This window comes from Streptomyces sp. NPDC088400, assembly GCF_044753355.1.
In the GTDB taxonomy this organism is placed as follows: domain Bacteria; phylum Actinomycetota; class Actinomycetes; order Streptomycetales; family Streptomycetaceae; genus Streptomyces.
On sequence record NZ_JBIVMZ010000002.1, the window covers coordinates 184,034 to 200,037 of the forward strand.

13 protein-coding genes and 3 pseudogenes are annotated in these 16,004 nt (G+C 67.9%); 8 read left to right on the top strand and 8 right to left on the bottom strand.

The window, feature by feature from the left end:
* Positions 1 to 623: 623 nt before the first annotated feature.
* From ACIQD6_RS05800 to ACIQD6_RS05810, 3 pseudogenes are all read right to left on the bottom strand, one after another.
* Positions 624 to 887: pseudogene (locus ACIQD6_RS05800) on the bottom strand (hypothetical protein); the annotation flags it as partial.
* Positions 877 to 1,113 (bottom strand): annotated as a pseudogene (locus ACIQD6_RS05805) (pyridoxal-phosphate dependent enzyme); the annotation flags it as partial. The pseudogenes ACIQD6_RS05800 and ACIQD6_RS05805, both read right to left, overlap by 11 nt.
* A 215-nt stretch (positions 1,114 to 1,328) precedes the next feature.
* A pseudogene (locus ACIQD6_RS05810) lies at positions 1,329 to 1,459 on the bottom strand (IS256 family transposase); the annotation flags it as partial.
* 282 nt (positions 1,460 to 1,741) lie between these two features.
* Here ACIQD6_RS05810 and ACIQD6_RS05815 point away from each other — a divergent pair.
* Entirely contained in the window at positions 1,742 to 2,308 is a 567-nt protein-coding gene (locus ACIQD6_RS05815) for a HEAT repeat domain-containing protein (protein ID WP_401878542.1), read from the top strand.
* On the opposite strand, the gene ACIQD6_RS05820 is transcribed toward ACIQD6_RS05815, so the two are convergent.
* Both ACIQD6_RS05820 and ACIQD6_RS05825 read right to left on the bottom strand, forming a co-directional pair.
* Positions 2,257 to 2,931: a GNAT family N-acetyltransferase gene (locus ACIQD6_RS05820; protein WP_401878545.1), complete on the bottom strand. Its 675-nt coding sequence runs from the start codon at positions 2,929 to 2,931 to the stop codon at positions 2,257 to 2,259. The genes ACIQD6_RS05815 and ACIQD6_RS05820 overlap by 52 nt on opposite strands.
* Positions 2,932 to 2,997: 66 nt before the next feature.
* Positions 2,998 to 3,465 carry a MarR family winged helix-turn-helix transcriptional regulator gene (locus tag ACIQD6_RS05825; RefSeq protein WP_401878548.1) on the bottom strand — a complete coding sequence of 156 codons (468 nt, stop codon included), beginning with the start codon at positions 3,463 to 3,465 and terminating at the stop codon, positions 2,998 to 3,000.
* 118 nt (positions 3,466 to 3,583) lie between these two features.
* Between ACIQD6_RS05825 and ACIQD6_RS05830 the strand changes: the two genes are divergently transcribed.
* From ACIQD6_RS05830 to ACIQD6_RS05860, 7 genes are all read left to right on the top strand, one after another.
* On the top strand, positions 3,584 to 4,324 hold the full coding sequence (locus ACIQD6_RS05830; RefSeq protein WP_401878551.1) for an SDR family NAD(P)-dependent oxidoreductase: 741 nt from the start codon (positions 3,584 to 3,586) through the stop codon (positions 4,322 to 4,324).
* A gap of 534 nt (positions 4,325 to 4,858) precedes the next feature.
* Positions 4,859 to 5,926 (top strand): NAD-dependent epimerase/dehydratase family protein, encoded by a 1,068-nt coding sequence (locus tag ACIQD6_RS05835; protein ID WP_401878554.1) that lies wholly within the window; start codon positions 4,859 to 4,861, stop codon positions 5,924 to 5,926.
* Positions 5,926 to 6,912, top strand: coding sequence for a UbiA prenyltransferase family protein (locus tag ACIQD6_RS05840; protein WP_401878556.1), 987 nt, complete (start codon positions 5,926 to 5,928; stop codon positions 6,910 to 6,912). The genes ACIQD6_RS05835 and ACIQD6_RS05840 overlap by 1 nt, the downstream gene beginning before the upstream one ends.
* A 28-nt stretch (positions 6,913 to 6,940) precedes the next feature.
* A complete protein-coding gene (locus tag ACIQD6_RS05845; RefSeq protein ID WP_401878559.1) occupies positions 6,941 to 7,966 on the top strand; it encodes a glycosyltransferase family 2 protein in 1,026 nt (341 codons plus the stop codon).
* Positions 7,963 to 9,123 (top strand): endonuclease/exonuclease/phosphatase family protein, encoded by a 1,161-nt coding sequence (locus ACIQD6_RS05850; protein ID WP_401878562.1) that lies wholly within the window; start codon positions 7,963 to 7,965, stop codon positions 9,121 to 9,123. The genes ACIQD6_RS05845 and ACIQD6_RS05850 overlap by 4 nt, the downstream gene beginning before the upstream one ends.
* The gene (locus ACIQD6_RS05855) at positions 9,120 to 10,031 is read left to right on the top strand and encodes a hypothetical protein (protein ID WP_401878564.1); all 912 of its coding nucleotides are present in this window, start codon (positions 9,120 to 9,122) and stop codon (positions 10,029 to 10,031) included. Before ACIQD6_RS05850 ends, ACIQD6_RS05855 begins: the two co-directional genes overlap by 4 nt.
* Before the next feature lie 39 nt (positions 10,032 to 10,070).
* On the top strand, positions 10,071 to 11,051 hold the full coding sequence (locus tag ACIQD6_RS05860; protein WP_401878567.1) for an aldo/keto reductase: 981 nt from the start codon (positions 10,071 to 10,073) through the stop codon (positions 11,049 to 11,051).
* A gap of 97 nt (positions 11,052 to 11,148) precedes the next feature.
* Here ACIQD6_RS05860 and ACIQD6_RS05865 read toward each other — a convergent pair whose 3' ends face one another.
* The 3 genes from ACIQD6_RS05865 to ACIQD6_RS05875 all read right to left on the bottom strand — a co-directional run bounded on the left by ACIQD6_RS05865 (position 11,149) and on the right by ACIQD6_RS05875 (position 15,979).
* Positions 11,149 to 11,886 carry a response regulator transcription factor gene (locus ACIQD6_RS05865; protein ID WP_401878570.1) on the bottom strand — a complete coding sequence of 246 codons (738 nt, stop codon included), beginning with the start codon at positions 11,884 to 11,886 and terminating at the stop codon, positions 11,149 to 11,151.
* A gap of 1,136 nt (positions 11,887 to 13,022) precedes the next feature.
* On the bottom strand, positions 13,023 to 14,303 hold the full coding sequence (locus tag ACIQD6_RS05870) for a tetratricopeptide repeat protein (RefSeq protein ID WP_401879509.1): 1,281 nt from the start codon (positions 14,301 to 14,303) through the stop codon (positions 13,023 to 13,025).
* A gap of 836 nt (positions 14,304 to 15,139) precedes the next feature.
* Entirely contained in the window at positions 15,140 to 15,979 is an 840-nt protein-coding gene (locus tag ACIQD6_RS05875) for an enoyl-CoA hydratase/isomerase family protein (protein ID WP_401878572.1), read from the bottom strand.
* Between the last annotated feature and the right edge of the window lie 25 nt (positions 15,980 to 16,004).

Here is a 16,004-nt window from a genome sequence, read left to right on the forward strand (position 1 = left end):
GCTGCGTCACCAGGCCATCGGAGTCGCGAGTGGATAACCCGCTCATCTGAGGTTAACCGACGGGTAACGAGCGCGCCAGAGCGCGGTCGTCATGCGCTGTGTCACCCGCCTCGGGACCGGTGAACTCGCATGTTCAGGTGTCGCGTACACCTATCCGGAGGGAGTGCCATCAGTCTCCCTTAGCGATCACCGCTGAGATCGTCTCGATTTCCAGCGAGCGCTGTCTGGTGTGATCTGTCGGAGTCTTCTAGCATCGGAGGACTGATTGAGGGCGTCTCCCCGGGGGGCCCGGACTCTCTGCAGTCCGGACCACACCCCGGGGACACACCGTCTCAGCCAACTACCGTTTTCGGTGGTCGGGCTGAGACGCGTGTCTTGGAGCGGCCATCCTTCGCAGAAGGATGTCGGCCTTGCGCTCCGGACTTTCGACGCGAGTCTTGCTCGTCGCCCTGTCAACTGTTCTGTCCCTGCTTGTCGCGGTCATCGCCGGTGTGCTGTCCTGGGCAGCGGACGGAAGCGTGCCCCGCGCAGTGCTCTGCGGCGGTGGGGCCTTCGTCGTATGGATGACCCTCTCCGTCTCCCTGTGCTCGGCTCTGGGCCTGTTGGACAGAAGCATCAGGCAGTCATGATGTGGACCGCAGCCGACTGTCGGAGAATGCGGCCGTCTGACAGCAAGACCGATTTTCCTGCTCCGTTCCTACCGGGACCCCGGGTCGGCCGAGCCGGTGGTCGAGTGCGGCACCGACATCGGGGCAGGTGTCGCGGATGACGTCGAGGAAGGCGTTCAGTGCCGGGGACCGGTCCCGGGTGCTGAAGGACAGGACCAGATCGGGCAGAGGCGTGCGCGGGGTCACCTCGCAGAACCACGTGCCCCGTCGCGCTGGCGCACACCCCGGCTCGCGAGGCATTGTCGGCCAGCAGGCTCGCGACTACCTCGGTGCCGCGGGCCTTGAAGCTGCGGACCGGGTTCGCCGTTTCGAGCTTGATGCTCACCGTGCACCCGAGGCCGGGCTCCAGCGCCTCGCAGCGGTACAGCGGAGTGTCGAGAAAGACCGGGTCGATCACCCGGCGAGCCGCCCGGATCCGAGCAGTGTCGAGACGCGTCTCCTGCACGACACAGCAGCGTAGCGTCACCGGGGCTGGTTTCATGAGCAACTGTCAGGATCTTTAGGTCGGTTGAGATGTGGCACGCTGCGGCGGGTTCCTCGGGGCGTTCGACGAGGTGACCGTTCTCGAAGCGGGCGCAGGCCCGGACGAGGGCGACGAGGTGGGGTGCGATGACCGCACGCCGGCGCGCCTGGACGGACTCGACAAGCTTGAACGGCCAGGCTTCCCAGGAACTGCTCCAGCGCGGGCACGAAATCCCCGAGGGCAGGCCGTGGAGGTAGAGCAGCGGCAGCACCTCGGAGACCTTCGGCGACTTGCGGCACCAGGGAGGCGGGATCTTCGAGGAGAATCGCTACGTCATGAGCAGTGCTCCCGAGGCAGCCACAGCGCGGCAGGACCTCCGCGATCCGCCAACTCGTCCTCCGGGCCCCGGCCCCGGCCTCCGTCATCGCGAAAGCCGTCGGCTACCACGACAAGACCGCCACCCGCCTGGTCACCGAAGCCGGGGGAACCTGGAGCCGATACGCCCTGGGCGACCACACACTGTCAAGTCACCTTGCGCGTCGCGCGCGTCGGCCGGCCGGAGCTGTGAATCGGCGCCGGTCGCGTGCCCGGCGCCGATAACCTGGCAGGCATGGATGAGGACTTACGTTCGCTCGCGGACCGGGTGCGGGACGAGTCCGGGGACTCGGAGGCGTATCAACGGCTCGTACACACCGAGGACCGGGAAGAGCTGGCCGGTGTTCTCACCGCGCGTGAACAGCCCTTGTGGGCGCGGGAGACAGCCGCGTTCCGGCTCGGGTGCGCCGGGGACCGGCGGGCTTTCGAAACGCTCGTGCTGCTCCTCAACCACCGCGATCCCGAGCGCTGCGTCTCCGCTTCGTACGCCCTCGCCCGGCTCGGCGACCCGCGCACCCCCAGGGCCGCTGCCGCGCTCGCCACCAACACACTGCGCACCGCCTACGCGCTCCATCCCATACGGCTGCTCACCGAGTTGCGGGCCGCCGAGTCCGTACCGGTGCTGATCGCCACGCTGGAACGGCTGTTGGCGCCGGACGAACCGTACTGGCGGGTGGCGCTCGCCTGTATCGAGGGACTGGGACAGCTCGGGGACCCCGGCGCGCGCGACGCCCTCGAAGCGGCCCGGGTTCACCCCCGCCTGCGCACCGCCGCCGACGAGGCACTCAGCCGCCTCGCGTAACGCACTTCGGGCACCGAGACCCCGTCCACGTCGAAGGACTCCTCGGCGCCGTCCGGCGCGAAGCCGGCCTTCGCGTAGAAGCGGCGGGCGCGCCCGTTCTCCGCCAGCACCCAGAGCAGCATCGACGTGTAGTCGTCCTCCGCGGCCCGTGACGTCAGCGCGTCCATCAGCGCGCGCCCGACACCGGTGGACAGCAACTCGGGCTGTACGTAGATCGCGTACAGCTCCGCCGTCCCGGCGTCCGCGTCCGCGTCGCGGCCGGGACCGTAGCAACCCCACCCGGCCACCCGTCCGCCGCGCTCCGCCACGAGATTGACCACCAGGCCGGCGCCGGCGGCGAACCGTTCACGGCGCAGGGCCGTCTCCTCCGTGACGCTCATCGCGTCCAGATACGCCTGGGGTATGAGCCCCGCGTACGCGTACCGCCAGCCGCGCACCCGGATCACGGCGACGGCCTCGCAGTCGGCGACGGTCATCTCACGGACCCGGATCCCGGCCGTCACCTCGCCGGGTATCGCCATGAACTGGCCTGTTTCCCCGCCGACTTGGCTGTATTCGTTGTCGGACGAGACGCCGTTGGGTGAGGCGCCGTCGGGGGAGCACGGCCGGGTGGATTCAGTCATGGGCGCCATCCTCGCGGACACCATTGACAGCGGGCACGGGTTTTCCGCCGCCCTCGCCCCTGTCCCTCAGTGCTGTTCGACGATGCGGGTCAGGAGCCGGTCGAGTACCTGTAGCTCCTCGTCGCTGAGGACGCCGTACACCTCCGCCATCGTGCGCTGGACGGCGGCGTCGGCGGCGTTGAGGCAACTGCGGCCGAGGTCGGTGACGTTTACGGCATGAGCGCGCCGGTCGGCCTCGTTACGGCGTCGCTCGACGAGTCCTCGCTGCTCAAGGTCGTCGATCTGACGTCCCATCCCCGAGCGGTCGACCCCGACGCGGTTCACCAGCTCGGTCTGGCTCAGCGGCTGGTCGGCGGCGAGCGACAGAAGCACGTTGTACTGCCGCGGCGTGAGCTCGAACTCGCTCAGCGCGTCGGCGAAGTTGCGGTCGGAGATGCGCCACGCGAGAAACAGCGACATCCCGACGTGGACACCGTGCGCGCTGGCCAGCGCGCGCCGACTGCTTGCCCGAAGGTCGCTGGAATCCCTGATCACGTCGCCTGATGCTACCCGGCGCCAGATACTCCCAGATGATACTTTCCCAACTGGGAGCAATTGGTCGAGGCCGCGGCGCCGTGAGCCGCCGGGCCCGTTGTGAAAGGACTGAGAACGAATGGGTCGTCTGGAGTCGAAGGTCGCTGTCGTCACGGGCGGAGCGCTCGGGATGGGGGCGTCCCATGTGCGGACGTTCGTCGCCGAAGGCGCGCGTGTGGTGATCGCCGACATCCTTGAGGCGGAGGGCCGTGCACTCGCCGCCGAACTCGGCGAAGCCGCTCGCTTCGTCCGTCTGGATGTGAGTGACCCGGAGCAGTGGGCCGCGCTGGTCGCCGAGACCCAGCGAGAGTTCGGGCCGATCACCGTACTGGTGAACAACGCCGGTGCCGCGGGGCCCTTCCTGCCCGCCGCGGAGCTGTCGATCGCCGATTACCGCCGCACGATGGAGGTTGACCTGAACGGCACCTTCTACGGAATGCACGCCGTCATTCCGGGCATGGTCGCGGCGGGCGGCGGGTCGATCGTGAACATCTCCTCCACGGCCGGGTTCCAGGGCAGGACTCCGAATGCCGCGTATTCGGCATCGAAGTTCGGCGTGCGGGGTCTCGCGCGGGCCACGGCCAAGGACTACGCCGCGGCGGGCGTTCGTGTGAACTGCGTCTGCCCCGGCATTGTGCGCACCCCGCTCCTGGAGGCCACATGGGACGAGGACGCCCAGGCGCGGGAACTCCTGCGGGTGCCGATGGACCGCTTCGGAGACTCCGCGGAACTGTCCGCCGCGGTGCTGTTCCTCGCCTCTGACGAGGCGTCGTACGTGACGGGCACCGACCTGCTCGTCGACGGTGGAATGACCGCCTGAGGTACCGCGGATCCGTTTCACCTGGGAGGGGATCCGTTTCACGTGGGGCGGGCGGACAGCCACGCCCCACGTACACGGTCGGGATCACATCGACGCGGCAGTCCCCAAGCGGTGCCGGGGCGCTCCGACCCACATGACGATCAGCATGCCGCCCCTCCGTTACGCAACGGGGCTGCGGATGCTCCTCGCAGGCCAGTGGCCGGCCGAGGACACGCTGCCGATCCAGTCCGTCGCGGAACGCCTCGGCCGCACCTCTCGGGCCGCCGTTCAGCCGCGCCTTCAAAGTGGGTAAGCGTGGTGTCCAAAGCCGTGAACCTGGTGTTGAGAACGGGGCTTTCGTATTCCACCGGAATGAGGACGCCCCGGCGAGCGGCCCGCGCCTAATGTCGTCGGCGAGGGAAAAAGGACGGGGCTTCCGCCGCCGGGCCGATACTTCATCGCGCTTTTCCGGCCCTCGTTGTGCCATCTCGGAAGTCCATGACCCACGGAACTCCTGAAGTCCATGACCCACGGAACTCCTATGGAGGGCGGCTCATGCACGTATTGGTGACCGGCGGTGCCGGCATGCTGGGTGGTGACCTTGTCCGCAGACTCGCCGACGACGGGCACGACGTTCACAGCATCGATGTGAGACCCGCCGTCGACTTGTGTCCCGCGGGCCCGCCCGGCCAGGCCGGTGGCGTCGGATACCGGCACACCGTGGGCGACATCCGCGACACCGCCTTCCTCACCCGGGCGGCCACCGGCATGGACGCCGTGGTGCACTGCGCCTCGGCGCTGCCCAGCTATCCCGCCGAGCAGATCCGCTCGATCGTCGTGGACGGGACGCGCAGTGTGATGCGGGCGGCGCGCAGCGCCGAGGTCGAGCGCGTCGTCCATGTCTCCACCACCGCTGTCTACGGCATCCCCACGGACATGCCGACCGCGGAGGAACATCCCCGCCTGCCTTGCGATCCCTACAGCGCCGCCAAGGCTCAGGCGGAGGAGGTGGTCGAGGAGTACCGCGGCACGGGGATCTGCGTGCCCATCCTGCGCCCCAAGACCTTCCTCGGTCCCGGTCGGCTCGGCCTATTCGCCATGCTCTTCGAATGGGCGGAGGAGGGCCGTCACTTCCCGGTCCTGGGCCGCGGAGACGTCCGTATCCAGATGTTCGACACCTTCGACCTCGTCGACGCTGTGGTGACCACACTGCACGCACCGGCCGCGACAGCCGACGACACCTTCAACCTGGCAGCCGCCGAATTCGCCACGCTGCGCGAGGACTTCCAGGCCGTGCTGGACGCCGCCGGGCACGGCAAGCGCGTCGTCTCGCTGCCGGCGAAACCGGCGCTGATCACCCTTGAGCTGTTGGCGCGCACAAAGCTGTCGCCGGTGTACGGGCGGCTGTCGCGGAAGCTGATGGATGACTCGTACGTCAGTATCGACCGGGCCCGCGAGCGGTTGGGGTTCGAGCCGAAGTACTCCAATCAGGACTCCCTGCTGCGGACCTACGCCTGGTGGCGCGAGCAGAAGGCGGCCGGGCGGCTGGGCCGGCGCAGCGGGCGCACCAGCAGGGACGCGTGGCGGCAAGGGGCGCTCGCGCTGGCGAAGAGGGTCTTCTGATGGCGTCCGAAACCGTGCCTGAGGCAGAGCTCCACACAGCGGCCACGAGCGCGTCCGGGAGCGCGTCCACGAGCGCGTCCACGAGCGCGTCCACGTCCGTCGCGGCAGGGCGCTTCCGTGGCCTGCTCGCGCTCTCCCGCCCAGGGCAGTGGATAAAGAGCCTGCTGGTGGTGCCTCTTCCGCTGCTGGACCCCGCCGTCTGGCGTCTCGCCCCGATCCTGCGCGTCGGCGCCGCCCTGCTGGCGTTCACGCTCGCCTCGGTCATCGTCTATGTCGTCAACGACATCGGCGACCGGGAACGAGACCGTCTCCACCCCGTCAAGAGGCACCGTCCGCTGGCGGCCGGCCGCCTCCCGGTCCCGGTGGCCTGGCTCTACGCCGCGGTTCTGTCAGTCGTGCTCGGCCTGCTGCTGGCGTACGGCACTCTGGCGGTGGCCGTGCCCGTCGGGGCGTATCTGCTGCTCAACGCCGCCTACAGCCGGGCGCTGAAGCACGTGCCGCTGGTCGACGCCTTCGTGGTGTCCTGCGGGTTCGTGCTTCGGGCGGTCGCGGGGTGCGCGGCGGCCGGTGTCGAGCCCTCGGCGTGGCTGTTGATCTGTGTCTTCTCCCTGTGCCTGATGCTGAGTTTCGGCAAGCGGCGGCACGAACTGATGCTTCGCGGAGAGCTGCACCGCCCGGCCCTGCGCGGCTACTCGGTGCCCTATCTCGACTCCTTGATCCTGCACACCGCGGTGCTCACCGCGATCACGTACTTGCTCTACCTGCGTACCGAGGTCTCCGCGGGTCCGCACGGGGACGCGGTCATGCTGCTCTCCGTTCCCTGCGCCTTCTTCGGACTGTTCCGCTACCTGCAGCTGGTCCTCGTCAGCGGCGAAGGCGGTGAGCCCGTGCGCTCGGTCCTGCACGACCGAACCATGGTCGTCAACTCACTGGTGTGGGGTGCCCTTCTGGTCGGTTCCCTGCTCGCCGGTCAACCCCCGCTGTAGCCCTGGAGAAGAGAGGTAACGAACCGCCATGGAATTCCAGCCCCTGGTGAGCATCATCGTTCCCAACTACAACTACGAGCGGACGCTGGGGCTGTGCCTGAGCGCGATACAGGACCAGAGCTATCCGAAGACCGAGATCATCGTGGTGGACGACTGCAGTACGGACGGCTCGGTGGCCGTCGCCGAACGGTTCGGGGTCCCTGTGCTGCGTACCCCGGGCAACAGCGGAGTGGCCGCCGCCCGTAACCTCGGCGCCCGGCAGGCCCGCGGCGAGGTGCTGTTCTTCGTGGACTCGGACGTGGCGCTCGCCCCCGACGCTGTCGCCAACGCGGTCGCCCTGCTGGGCGGCGACGCGGCCATGGGCTCGGTCTGCGGGATCTACGAGCCGGAACCGCTGATCCGGGACAGCCTGGTCGAGGAGTACCGGAGTCTGCAGGCCCACTACTGGCGGGCCAGCTCCGAGGGGCCCGTCTCCTTCGGCTTCTTCTCCCTGGGGGCGATACGCGCCGATGTCTTCGCCGAACTCGGCCCGTTCAACGACCGGTTGTGGCAGACCGAGGAGGTCGACTACGGCAACCGGCTCTCGCAGCGCTACACCCTGTGGCTCAGCAACGACGTCCGCGGTCGGCACGACGACGACCACGAGATGTGGCCGCTGATGCGCAAGCTCTTCCGCCGGGGCCGGCTGAGGGTCCCGCTGTACGCGCGGCGCCGGAGGTTCGCCCAGGGCTTCGAGACGGCCTCCCGGGCTTGGGGGAGCCTGGCTGCCCTCGGCTCCGTGGCCGCCCTGGCCCTGCCGCCGCTGTTCGGGGTCGCGTGGGCCGTCGTACCCGCGCTGCTGCTGCTGATGTCGCTGCTGAGCGACGCCGGGATGTACGGCTATGTGCTGCGCCGCCGCGGCCCGTTCTTCCTGCTCTACTTCATGGGCGCGCACTTCCTGGTGAACCTGTCCATCGCGGCGGGCGCCGGCGCGGGAGCCCTGCAGTGGCTGGCCTCCGGGGCATTCCGCCAACTGTACGACGCCGGCCAGGAACCCCTCAGGGGATCGGCGTGAGCGGGGACTTCGGCGTCCGCACCGCGGGAGCGGCCGGGACCGGGCCGGGCGAAGCCGGACCTGCCGCCGGGGAGCTGACGGAGCCCACCACCGGGGCGCGCTGGTGCCTGGGCACCCGCCTCCTCGTCGCGCTGACCGTCGCGTGGGGGATGTTCCTCCTGCTTCAGTACGCGCTCAGCGGCCGCCTGTGGCTCTGGCTGGTCCCTGACCTCGTACCGCCGTTGGCCTTCGTCGCCGTTCCGTTGGCGTTGCTCGCCGCCGCGTATTTCGCCCGGCCGGTACGGCGCACACTGATCCCACTGCTGGCCGCGACCACCGTGCTGGGAGCGGTGTACTCCGGGCTCAATCCGTACGCCGTCGCCAACTGGAACGCGCAGGCCCCGCCGCGCGACGCCCTGCGTGTGATGTCCTGGAACACCCAGTACTGGCACCAGTGGGACGACCCCGACCGCTTCTACCGCTATCTGAAGGCCCAGCGCGCGGACGTCTACCTGCTCCAGGAGTACTTGTCCTGGGTGGGTGAGAGGCCGGTACGGACCGACGACATGGCCCGGCTGCGGCGGGAATTCCCCGGTTACGAAGTCGCAGTCAGCGGTGAACTCCTCACCCTGTCCAGGTTTCCCATCGTCGGCCGGCCCGCCATCGGCCCGGCTCGGGCCATCCGTCCCACCACCGAGTGGACGCGGGTGTACGAGTCGGCCAAGGTCCTCCGCACCGATCTGCGCATCAAGGGCACGGTGATGTCCTTCTACAACGTGCACATCCCCGTGCAGGTCGATGCCGCACGAAATCCTCTGACCCCCGGCTTCTACCGCACGGTCCGGCAGCGCGACGCGGAACGTCGGCCGCAGTTCGCCGCACTGGAGAAGGACGTGGCGGGCAACGACCGTCCGCTACTGGTCGCCGGCGACTTCAACACCTCACCGGCCATGGGCGACATCGGCGGGCTGGAGGGCGTTCTCAGGGACGCGGTACGGAAGAGTCCCGCGCTCTACCCGGCCACGTGGCGGGACCAGGGGCCCGGACTGTGGCGGCTGGACTGGGCGTTCACCTCCGACCAGGTCGCGGTGCACCGGTACGACCTGCGCGGTTCGGCGGGCATGTCCGATCACCGGGCCCAGGAACTGCGGCTGTCGCTGGAGGGCGGTGCGCGATGAGCGGACGGGTACGGACCGTTCTGGCCGCAACCGCCCGCGGGGCCGGCTGCACGGTCGTCGCGGTGGCTCTCGCAGCGGTCCTGTGGCGTGAGCGGTCGGCCCTGGGCGATCAGATGCGGACCCTCGGACCGGGCTACGTACTGCTCGCCGGCGCGCTGGTGGTGGCAGGACTCGTTCCCGGCATGCTGGGGTGGCGGGCGCTGCTCGAAGGGATGGGCGCCCGCCTGGAGTTGCGCGACGCGATCCGCCTGTACTTCGTCGGAGGGCTCGCCAAGTACATCCCCGGCGGCCTGTGGCCGGCGCTGGCGCATGCCGGTCTTGCCCAGTCGGTGCGGCAGCCGCCGGCCCGGCTGGCCGGCGGCTTCCTCGGCAGTGTGGTGCTCAGCACCGCCGCCGGTGCCGCGGTAGGTGTCCTCGCGGTGCCCGTACTGGCCGGGCCACAGCCGCTGTGGTGGCTGCTGGCGCCGGTGGCCCTCGCGCTGCCCGCCGTGGTGGTGTGGGCCGCCCCCGTTCTCGGTGCGCGGCGGCAGGCGGCCGTCGACCGGCGGACGGCCCTGTACGCGACAGCGCTGATGGGCGCGGGCTGGGTGCTGGCCGGTCTCCATGTCTCCGTACTTGCCACGGCCCTTGGCGCGGACCCGGGCAGGGCGCTGGCAGTCGGGGTGGGCGGCTTCGCGTTGTCCGCGGTGTGCGGAATGCTGGCCTTCGTTCTGCCGGCCGGGCTCGGCGCCCGTGACGTCGTACTCGGTCTCACACTGGCCGCTGTATTGTCGGGGCCGGCCGTGGTCGCCGCGGTGGCGCTGAGCCGGGTCCTGGTGACGCTTGGCGATGTGTCGACCGGCCTCGCCGCTATGGCGGTCCACCGGGCGGGGGCACGGAAGGCCCGCCTGGACGCGGGCACCAACTGATTCCCAGGAGGACATGTGCAAAGCGGTAACTCTCTTCCTATGGCCCGGAGTCTCGGGGACAGTGCCATCCAGGTCGGCGCGGTGGGGCTCGGCTGCTGGGCGATCGGTGGTGAATGGACGGACAGCGAGGGAAATCCGCTGGGCTGGGGAGAGGTGGACGACGACGAGTCGGTCGTCGCGATCCGGCGCGCGCTGGAGTTGGGGGCCAACTTTTTCGACACGGCCGACGTGTACGGCGCGGGCCGCAGCGAGCGGGTCCTGGGCCGGGCGCTGGCCGGGCACCGTGACGAGGTCGTCATCGCCACCAAGTGGGGCAACGTCTTCGACGAGTCGAGCCGGACGATGACGGGCGCCGACGAGACACCCGAGTACGCCCGGAAGGCGCTGCACGCCTCGCTGAGCCGGCTGGGCACCGACTACGTCGACCTGTATCAACTCCACCTGTCCGACGTGGATGCGGAGGTGGGCGCCCGGCTGCGGGACGTCTGCGAGGAGTTCGTGGCCGAGGGCCTGATCCGGGGTTACGCGTGGAGTACGGACGACCAGGCGCGGGCCCGCGTGTTCACGGCGGGGGAGCACTGCGTCGCCGTGCAGCACGAGTGCAGCGTGCTGCACGACGCGCCCGAACTGCTCGCTCTCTGCGAGGAGTCGGGGGTGGCCAGTATCAATCGCAGCCCGCTGGCCATGGGCCTGCTGACCGGCAAGTACACGTCGGCCGACGGGGTGGCTCGGGGGGACATCCGCGGCACACCGCCGGGCTGGCTGCGTTGGTTCACCGAAGACGGCGCGTCGGCACAGTGGGTCGCGCGGGCGGAGGCGGTCCGCGAGGTGCTCACCAGTGGCGGTCGTACTCTCGCGCAGGGCGCCATCGGCTGGCTGTGGGCCCGTAGCCCGCGGACCGTGCCCATACCCGGCTTCCGGAGTGTGGCTCAGGTCGAACAGAACGTCGGCGCGCTGGATTTCGGGCCACTGACACCCGAGCAGATGAAGGAGATCGAGGGCCTGCTGGCGAGGGTCTGAGCGATCCCGGCGGCCGGTCTCGGCGACCGCGCCGACTACGGGCCGCCAAGGGGCCGGGAGCATTCCTTGGCGGTCGATCGACACTCGGCCGACGCCGTCAGGCGTGCGAGTAGTCCGGGTTCTCCCCGCTCACCGCCTGCTCGCTCATCAGCCCCGACCGGTACGCGAAGGCGACCAGTTGGGCACGGTCCTTCAGCGCCAGCTTGTGCCGAATGCGGTGCAGGTGGGTGCGGACTGTGCTGATCCCGATGTACAGCCGCTCGGCCACGTCGTCAATCGTCATGCCGTGCCCGACCAGAGCCAGCACCTGCCGCTCCCGCAGGGTCAGTGTGGTGACCTCCGGCATCTCCGCCGCCCGAGGCGCGTTCTCGTACACACGCCGGAACCACTCGACGAGCCGGTCCACGACCACCGTGCTGAGCATGGTGGACCCACGGGCCACACCCCGGACCGCGGCGAGCACCTCTTCACCGGTGGCGTCCCGGTTGAGCAGGCCCTTCACCCCTGCCAGGAGCAGATCGGAAAGCAGCGCGTCCGTGCAGTCATGGTGGAACACCAGGACATGCGGCCCGCTCTCCTCGGAGCTCCCGTACTCGGCCAGCCGTCGGCTCGCCTGGAGGTTCGGCTCCGGATCGAGGCCGAGGAGCACCACATCGGGCCGGTACGTCCGCGTGAGTAACAGGGTCTGCGCAACACTTTCGGCCGTGGCCACCACCTTGAAATCTGACTGTGAATCCAGCAGACCGGCCAGACTGTCCCGTACCAGCGGAATGCCGTCGCAGACGAGTGCGCGAATCGGAACAGAGATCGAGTTTACATCTGAGGGCGGTTTCATTGGGTCCTCCCGTAACGCATCATGATCGTGCGTAGTTCGTTCGGGTAGTGCGGTTGTGTTTGAGCCGAGGCAGGGCTGAGGATGCTCCCGGACTGTGTCGCTGGGGTCGTTGGAAATCTCTGGGCAAGTCCCTGCGGGAAGTCGCATGACGCACTACTGTCTCCGCCTCCTGCGGGAAGTCACGCGTGACGGGCTTCCCTTTCGACGGGAAGTGCGGGTGCGCAGTCGGTGCGCCCGGATGGCGCGGGATCAGTCGGATTGTGGCCACCGGGCATAGGGCAGGGATGCTGCCCAGCAGGAGCGGGACTGTATGGTCCCCGACCACTCGATGGTATTGCCGGGTAGCGGCCCGGCGTTAACGCCACCGTCTATGGAGATGGCTGGCGTACCCCGGTAACGGCTGCACTGTGGCAGGCCGTATATCGTTGTAAACGATTTCGTCATTCCGCTTCGGGGGCAAGTGGGCAATAGATACGCAATGAGCTTCTTTGGATTTTGTCGAGAACTCCTCGGTTATGGCCGCAAGGTGCGAGCGTGAATCCCCTCAGGTGGTGATCGCAAGCGTGTGCGCCCCTGTTTGATAACGTTTCAATCTTTTCATGGCGGGTGCTCCATGGCCGCGCTTCGTGGGTGTTCAAATGATCGCGCGTCATGGCGGCACTTTGTAGTGGCGCAAATTATGCGTAATGCCATGCTCGCGTCAAGCGTGGCGATTTTGGGGCAGGCGTCCGTAAGGATCAAGTCACCGAGGGCGAATGCTGAGCAATGCGGCAAAGGGCATCCAATGGAAGGTGTTCTCTTCTTTGAGGGTGGCCTTTTGTCGAAATTATTGGAGTTTATGACGATATTTTGCATCGCGCCAGATCGGCGAGTTTCAGTCGATCGGGAGTGGCTCTTGGCCTCGCTCCACCGATCAAGAGCGGTTCCAGGGTCTGGGCATGGCCCAGGCGACTTGGCGGAGTGCGGGATGAATCTCCAGGAAGGGGACGGACTTCTGACGGTAAGTCCGCCCGAGTTGATGCCGGGCGGCGTACCGCTACGCGACTGGCGCCACCCGGAAGTCCAAAGGCGCGTCCCGCGCCTGCCTCAACAGCCGTCTTTACGCAGGCCTCCGACGCCCCGCGTGCCGCGGCGGTTTAGGCTCTGAGTGTTTTCGAGGTAATCGAACGAGTCCGCTCGTAAACATCGCGTGCTACAGGATTCTTGAGATGAGGCTTTGCCAGGCGCAATAGATTCTGCATCCGCTGATCTGCCCTTCCCGATTGAATCAAAGGATAGTCCTCCAGCGCGCTGTTCCAGGTGGCGCAAGCCGCTTCCAGATGCCCAACTGCGAACTGACGCTCGGCGAGAATCGCACGATCTCTCACGCGCGTACGCCGATGGATGCCGTAGCGCAATCTGTCGGACTGCTGCATTGCTGCTACCGCTCCAGCCGTATCGCCAAGCTCATACCTGACCTGACTGGTGTGGTAGTTCAATGCGGCCGGATCATAGGAACCGAAAATCCTCTGCTGGGATTCGGCTTTATCCATGGCAACATCGGCTTCCCGCAGATGCATCAGCGCATTCGAGCGGTCTCCGATTTGTGCTGCTGCGTGGGCTTGTTGCCCGGCCAGGAACGCTCGCATCCGGGGGCCCGCCTGCGGGGAATCCGCAGCGGCGGCATCGGCGAGCCGCATTGCGGACCTTCCGTGTCCCAGGTCCACGGCCTGGACGCTCATTCCTCGCAGTGTGGTGCAGTAGGTGAGATGGTCTTCCGACGCCCCGGCCAGCTCTAGCGCTTTCAAATAGTACTGCTGGGCCAGCCCGTGAATTCCCTCGTCAACAGCCATGTATCCGGTGAGGTAACACAGGTCGGAGGCAGCGGACATCATCGCTTTGCGGACTTCCTCCGACGCGTCTGCCTTCAGGTAAGGGGCGACCGTGTTCACGAGGAATGCCGCTGCCATCGGCCGTGCGTGACGCCCCCCGAATTGGTCGTCCAGTTCGGACACCCGTTCCGTCATGGCAATGACCATGTCGACTTCGGGCATTCCTATGCGCAGCGGCTTCCCGACCTGAACGGCTTCCATGCGGCCTAGAACGTCTGGCCAGTTGGGAACGGTGAGGGCTACGGAGAACAGGGCGGCTCCCACGACGCTGCGGCGGGACGGGTCCATGTCTTGCCTCCCGAGGTCGATCAGCCCTTCCACGGTACTCGGATGGGAGTTCGACTCCTGCGGGAGCGGGAGGAATCCTGCTTCGGATCGGGTGACGGGTCGTCGTAGTCGTCGGGCGAACGCTTCCAGGATCAGTGGGCGGACGGATTCCTTGGGCAGCTGCCCCGTCAGCCACTGACTGACCGATGGCTGTTGGTACTTGAGAGGGGTTCCGCGTTCGGTTCCGATGTGGTTGACCTCTTGGGCGAGTTGACGCATCGTCCACCCGCTCTCGCGGTACAGCCGCTCAAGTGCTGTGTTCGGCTCCAGTGCCTTCACCGTTCCCATCCCCTCCACAGCGGCCTTATGGCTCTTATGGCCTCGCGCCATGACAAGCGTAGCGCTGTGCGTAGTCGTCGCGTTGCCTAGAGCGACCAGAGATCGCGCGGGCAAGGAGGAGCGGTGAACTCAGATGTCGGGGAAGGTGGTGACCTTCCGATGGTGTCGGCCACCAAACTGGGGCCGTGCGCTTGCCCGTTGGGGGAGGACTGCCCCGAACGGGCCGGCCCAGTCGCGGGAGATGGCGAGCCCGAGCATTCCCGCGCGGACGACCGGTCCCACAGTCCGACCATAGAGCGCCTGCGGCCCCTGGTGGAGAAGGAAAATCGTTGGTCGAGCGGGAGTTGGCGATGAGCGACCCGGAATGCGCGCAGTGTGCGGAACTGGCGGCGAAGAAGGAAGCGGTCGAAGCGTCGGGGGACCGGCGGAGTACTGGACGTACGTTCTGGAGTTGTTTACATCCCGCCGGAAGCCGGTCTGCCGCACCCGCCGCCCCCGCTCCACTGTCGGGAATGCCGTGGAAAGGAACGCTGTCAGGAATGAGTGTGCGGAAAGCCGGACTGGCCTTGTTCGCTGCCGGTGTCACGATTCTGATCTGCCTGGTGGCACTCGTCTTTCTGGGCGTCGGCCTCGCCGTCATCGGCCCGTCTTGAGCCCCCGCCCGTACCGCCCAGTCCATCCGTCGCCCCCGTAGCGGATGGGCGGGGCTAATCACCCCGGCGCCCTGGTCCCGGACGAATGAGCGCATGCCGGGTGGATCCATTTGAGGGCAGGACCTACTGGAGCTTGTCGAACACGGCCTCCAGGCGCCGCTCCCCGTCGCGGGTGTGTGCGCCGGCGGCCAGCGCGGCCTTGGTGAATCGGGCCGCGGCGGGTTCGCCGAAGAGGCGGCCGAGAAGCTCATTCCCCCTTTCCAGGCCGTGAGTTATCGACTCCGACGCGGCGTCGACCGCCTCGACCGCGGCGCGAGCGACACCGGGTTGCAAACCGGCGATCCGGGCGGCGAGGGTGTCGACGACATGGTCGAGCTCGGCGTCCGGCACGGCCCGGTTCACCCATCCGTACCGTTCCGCGGTCACCGCATCGATCAACTGCGCACCGAGGATGATCTCCAGCGCGCGTGCGCGGCCCACGAGACCGGGCAGGTATGCGGTGCCTCCCGCGCCCGGGATGATCGCCGCCGCGGTCTCCGGCTGCGCCAGACCGGCGTGTTCGAGGGAAGCGAACCGCATGTCCATTGCCGAGAGCAGTTCCGCACCGCCGCCGCGTGCCAGTCCGCGCAGCTTGGCGATGGTGATCTGCGGCAGCGATCTGACGCGTTCGTGGAGCCGCATCATCGGGTTCAGGGACTGGTCTCCCTCGGGGGCGATCGGGAGTTCCGCGAACGATGCGAGATCGTCGGTAATCGTCATATCGCCATGGGCGACGAAGAAGTCCGGGTCCGCGCTGTCGAAGACGATCACCTGGACGTCGTCGTCGCCGGACATCGAGGCCGCGAACCGGTCCAGGTCCAGCATGAGGGTGGCGTCCAGCAAGTTGAGCGGAGGGTGGTCGATGACGACGTGTGCCACGCCGTCGTTGATGGAGACCTTGATGGCCGAGTATTCGCCGGTCATGGATCCTGCCTTCACTGGTCGAGGG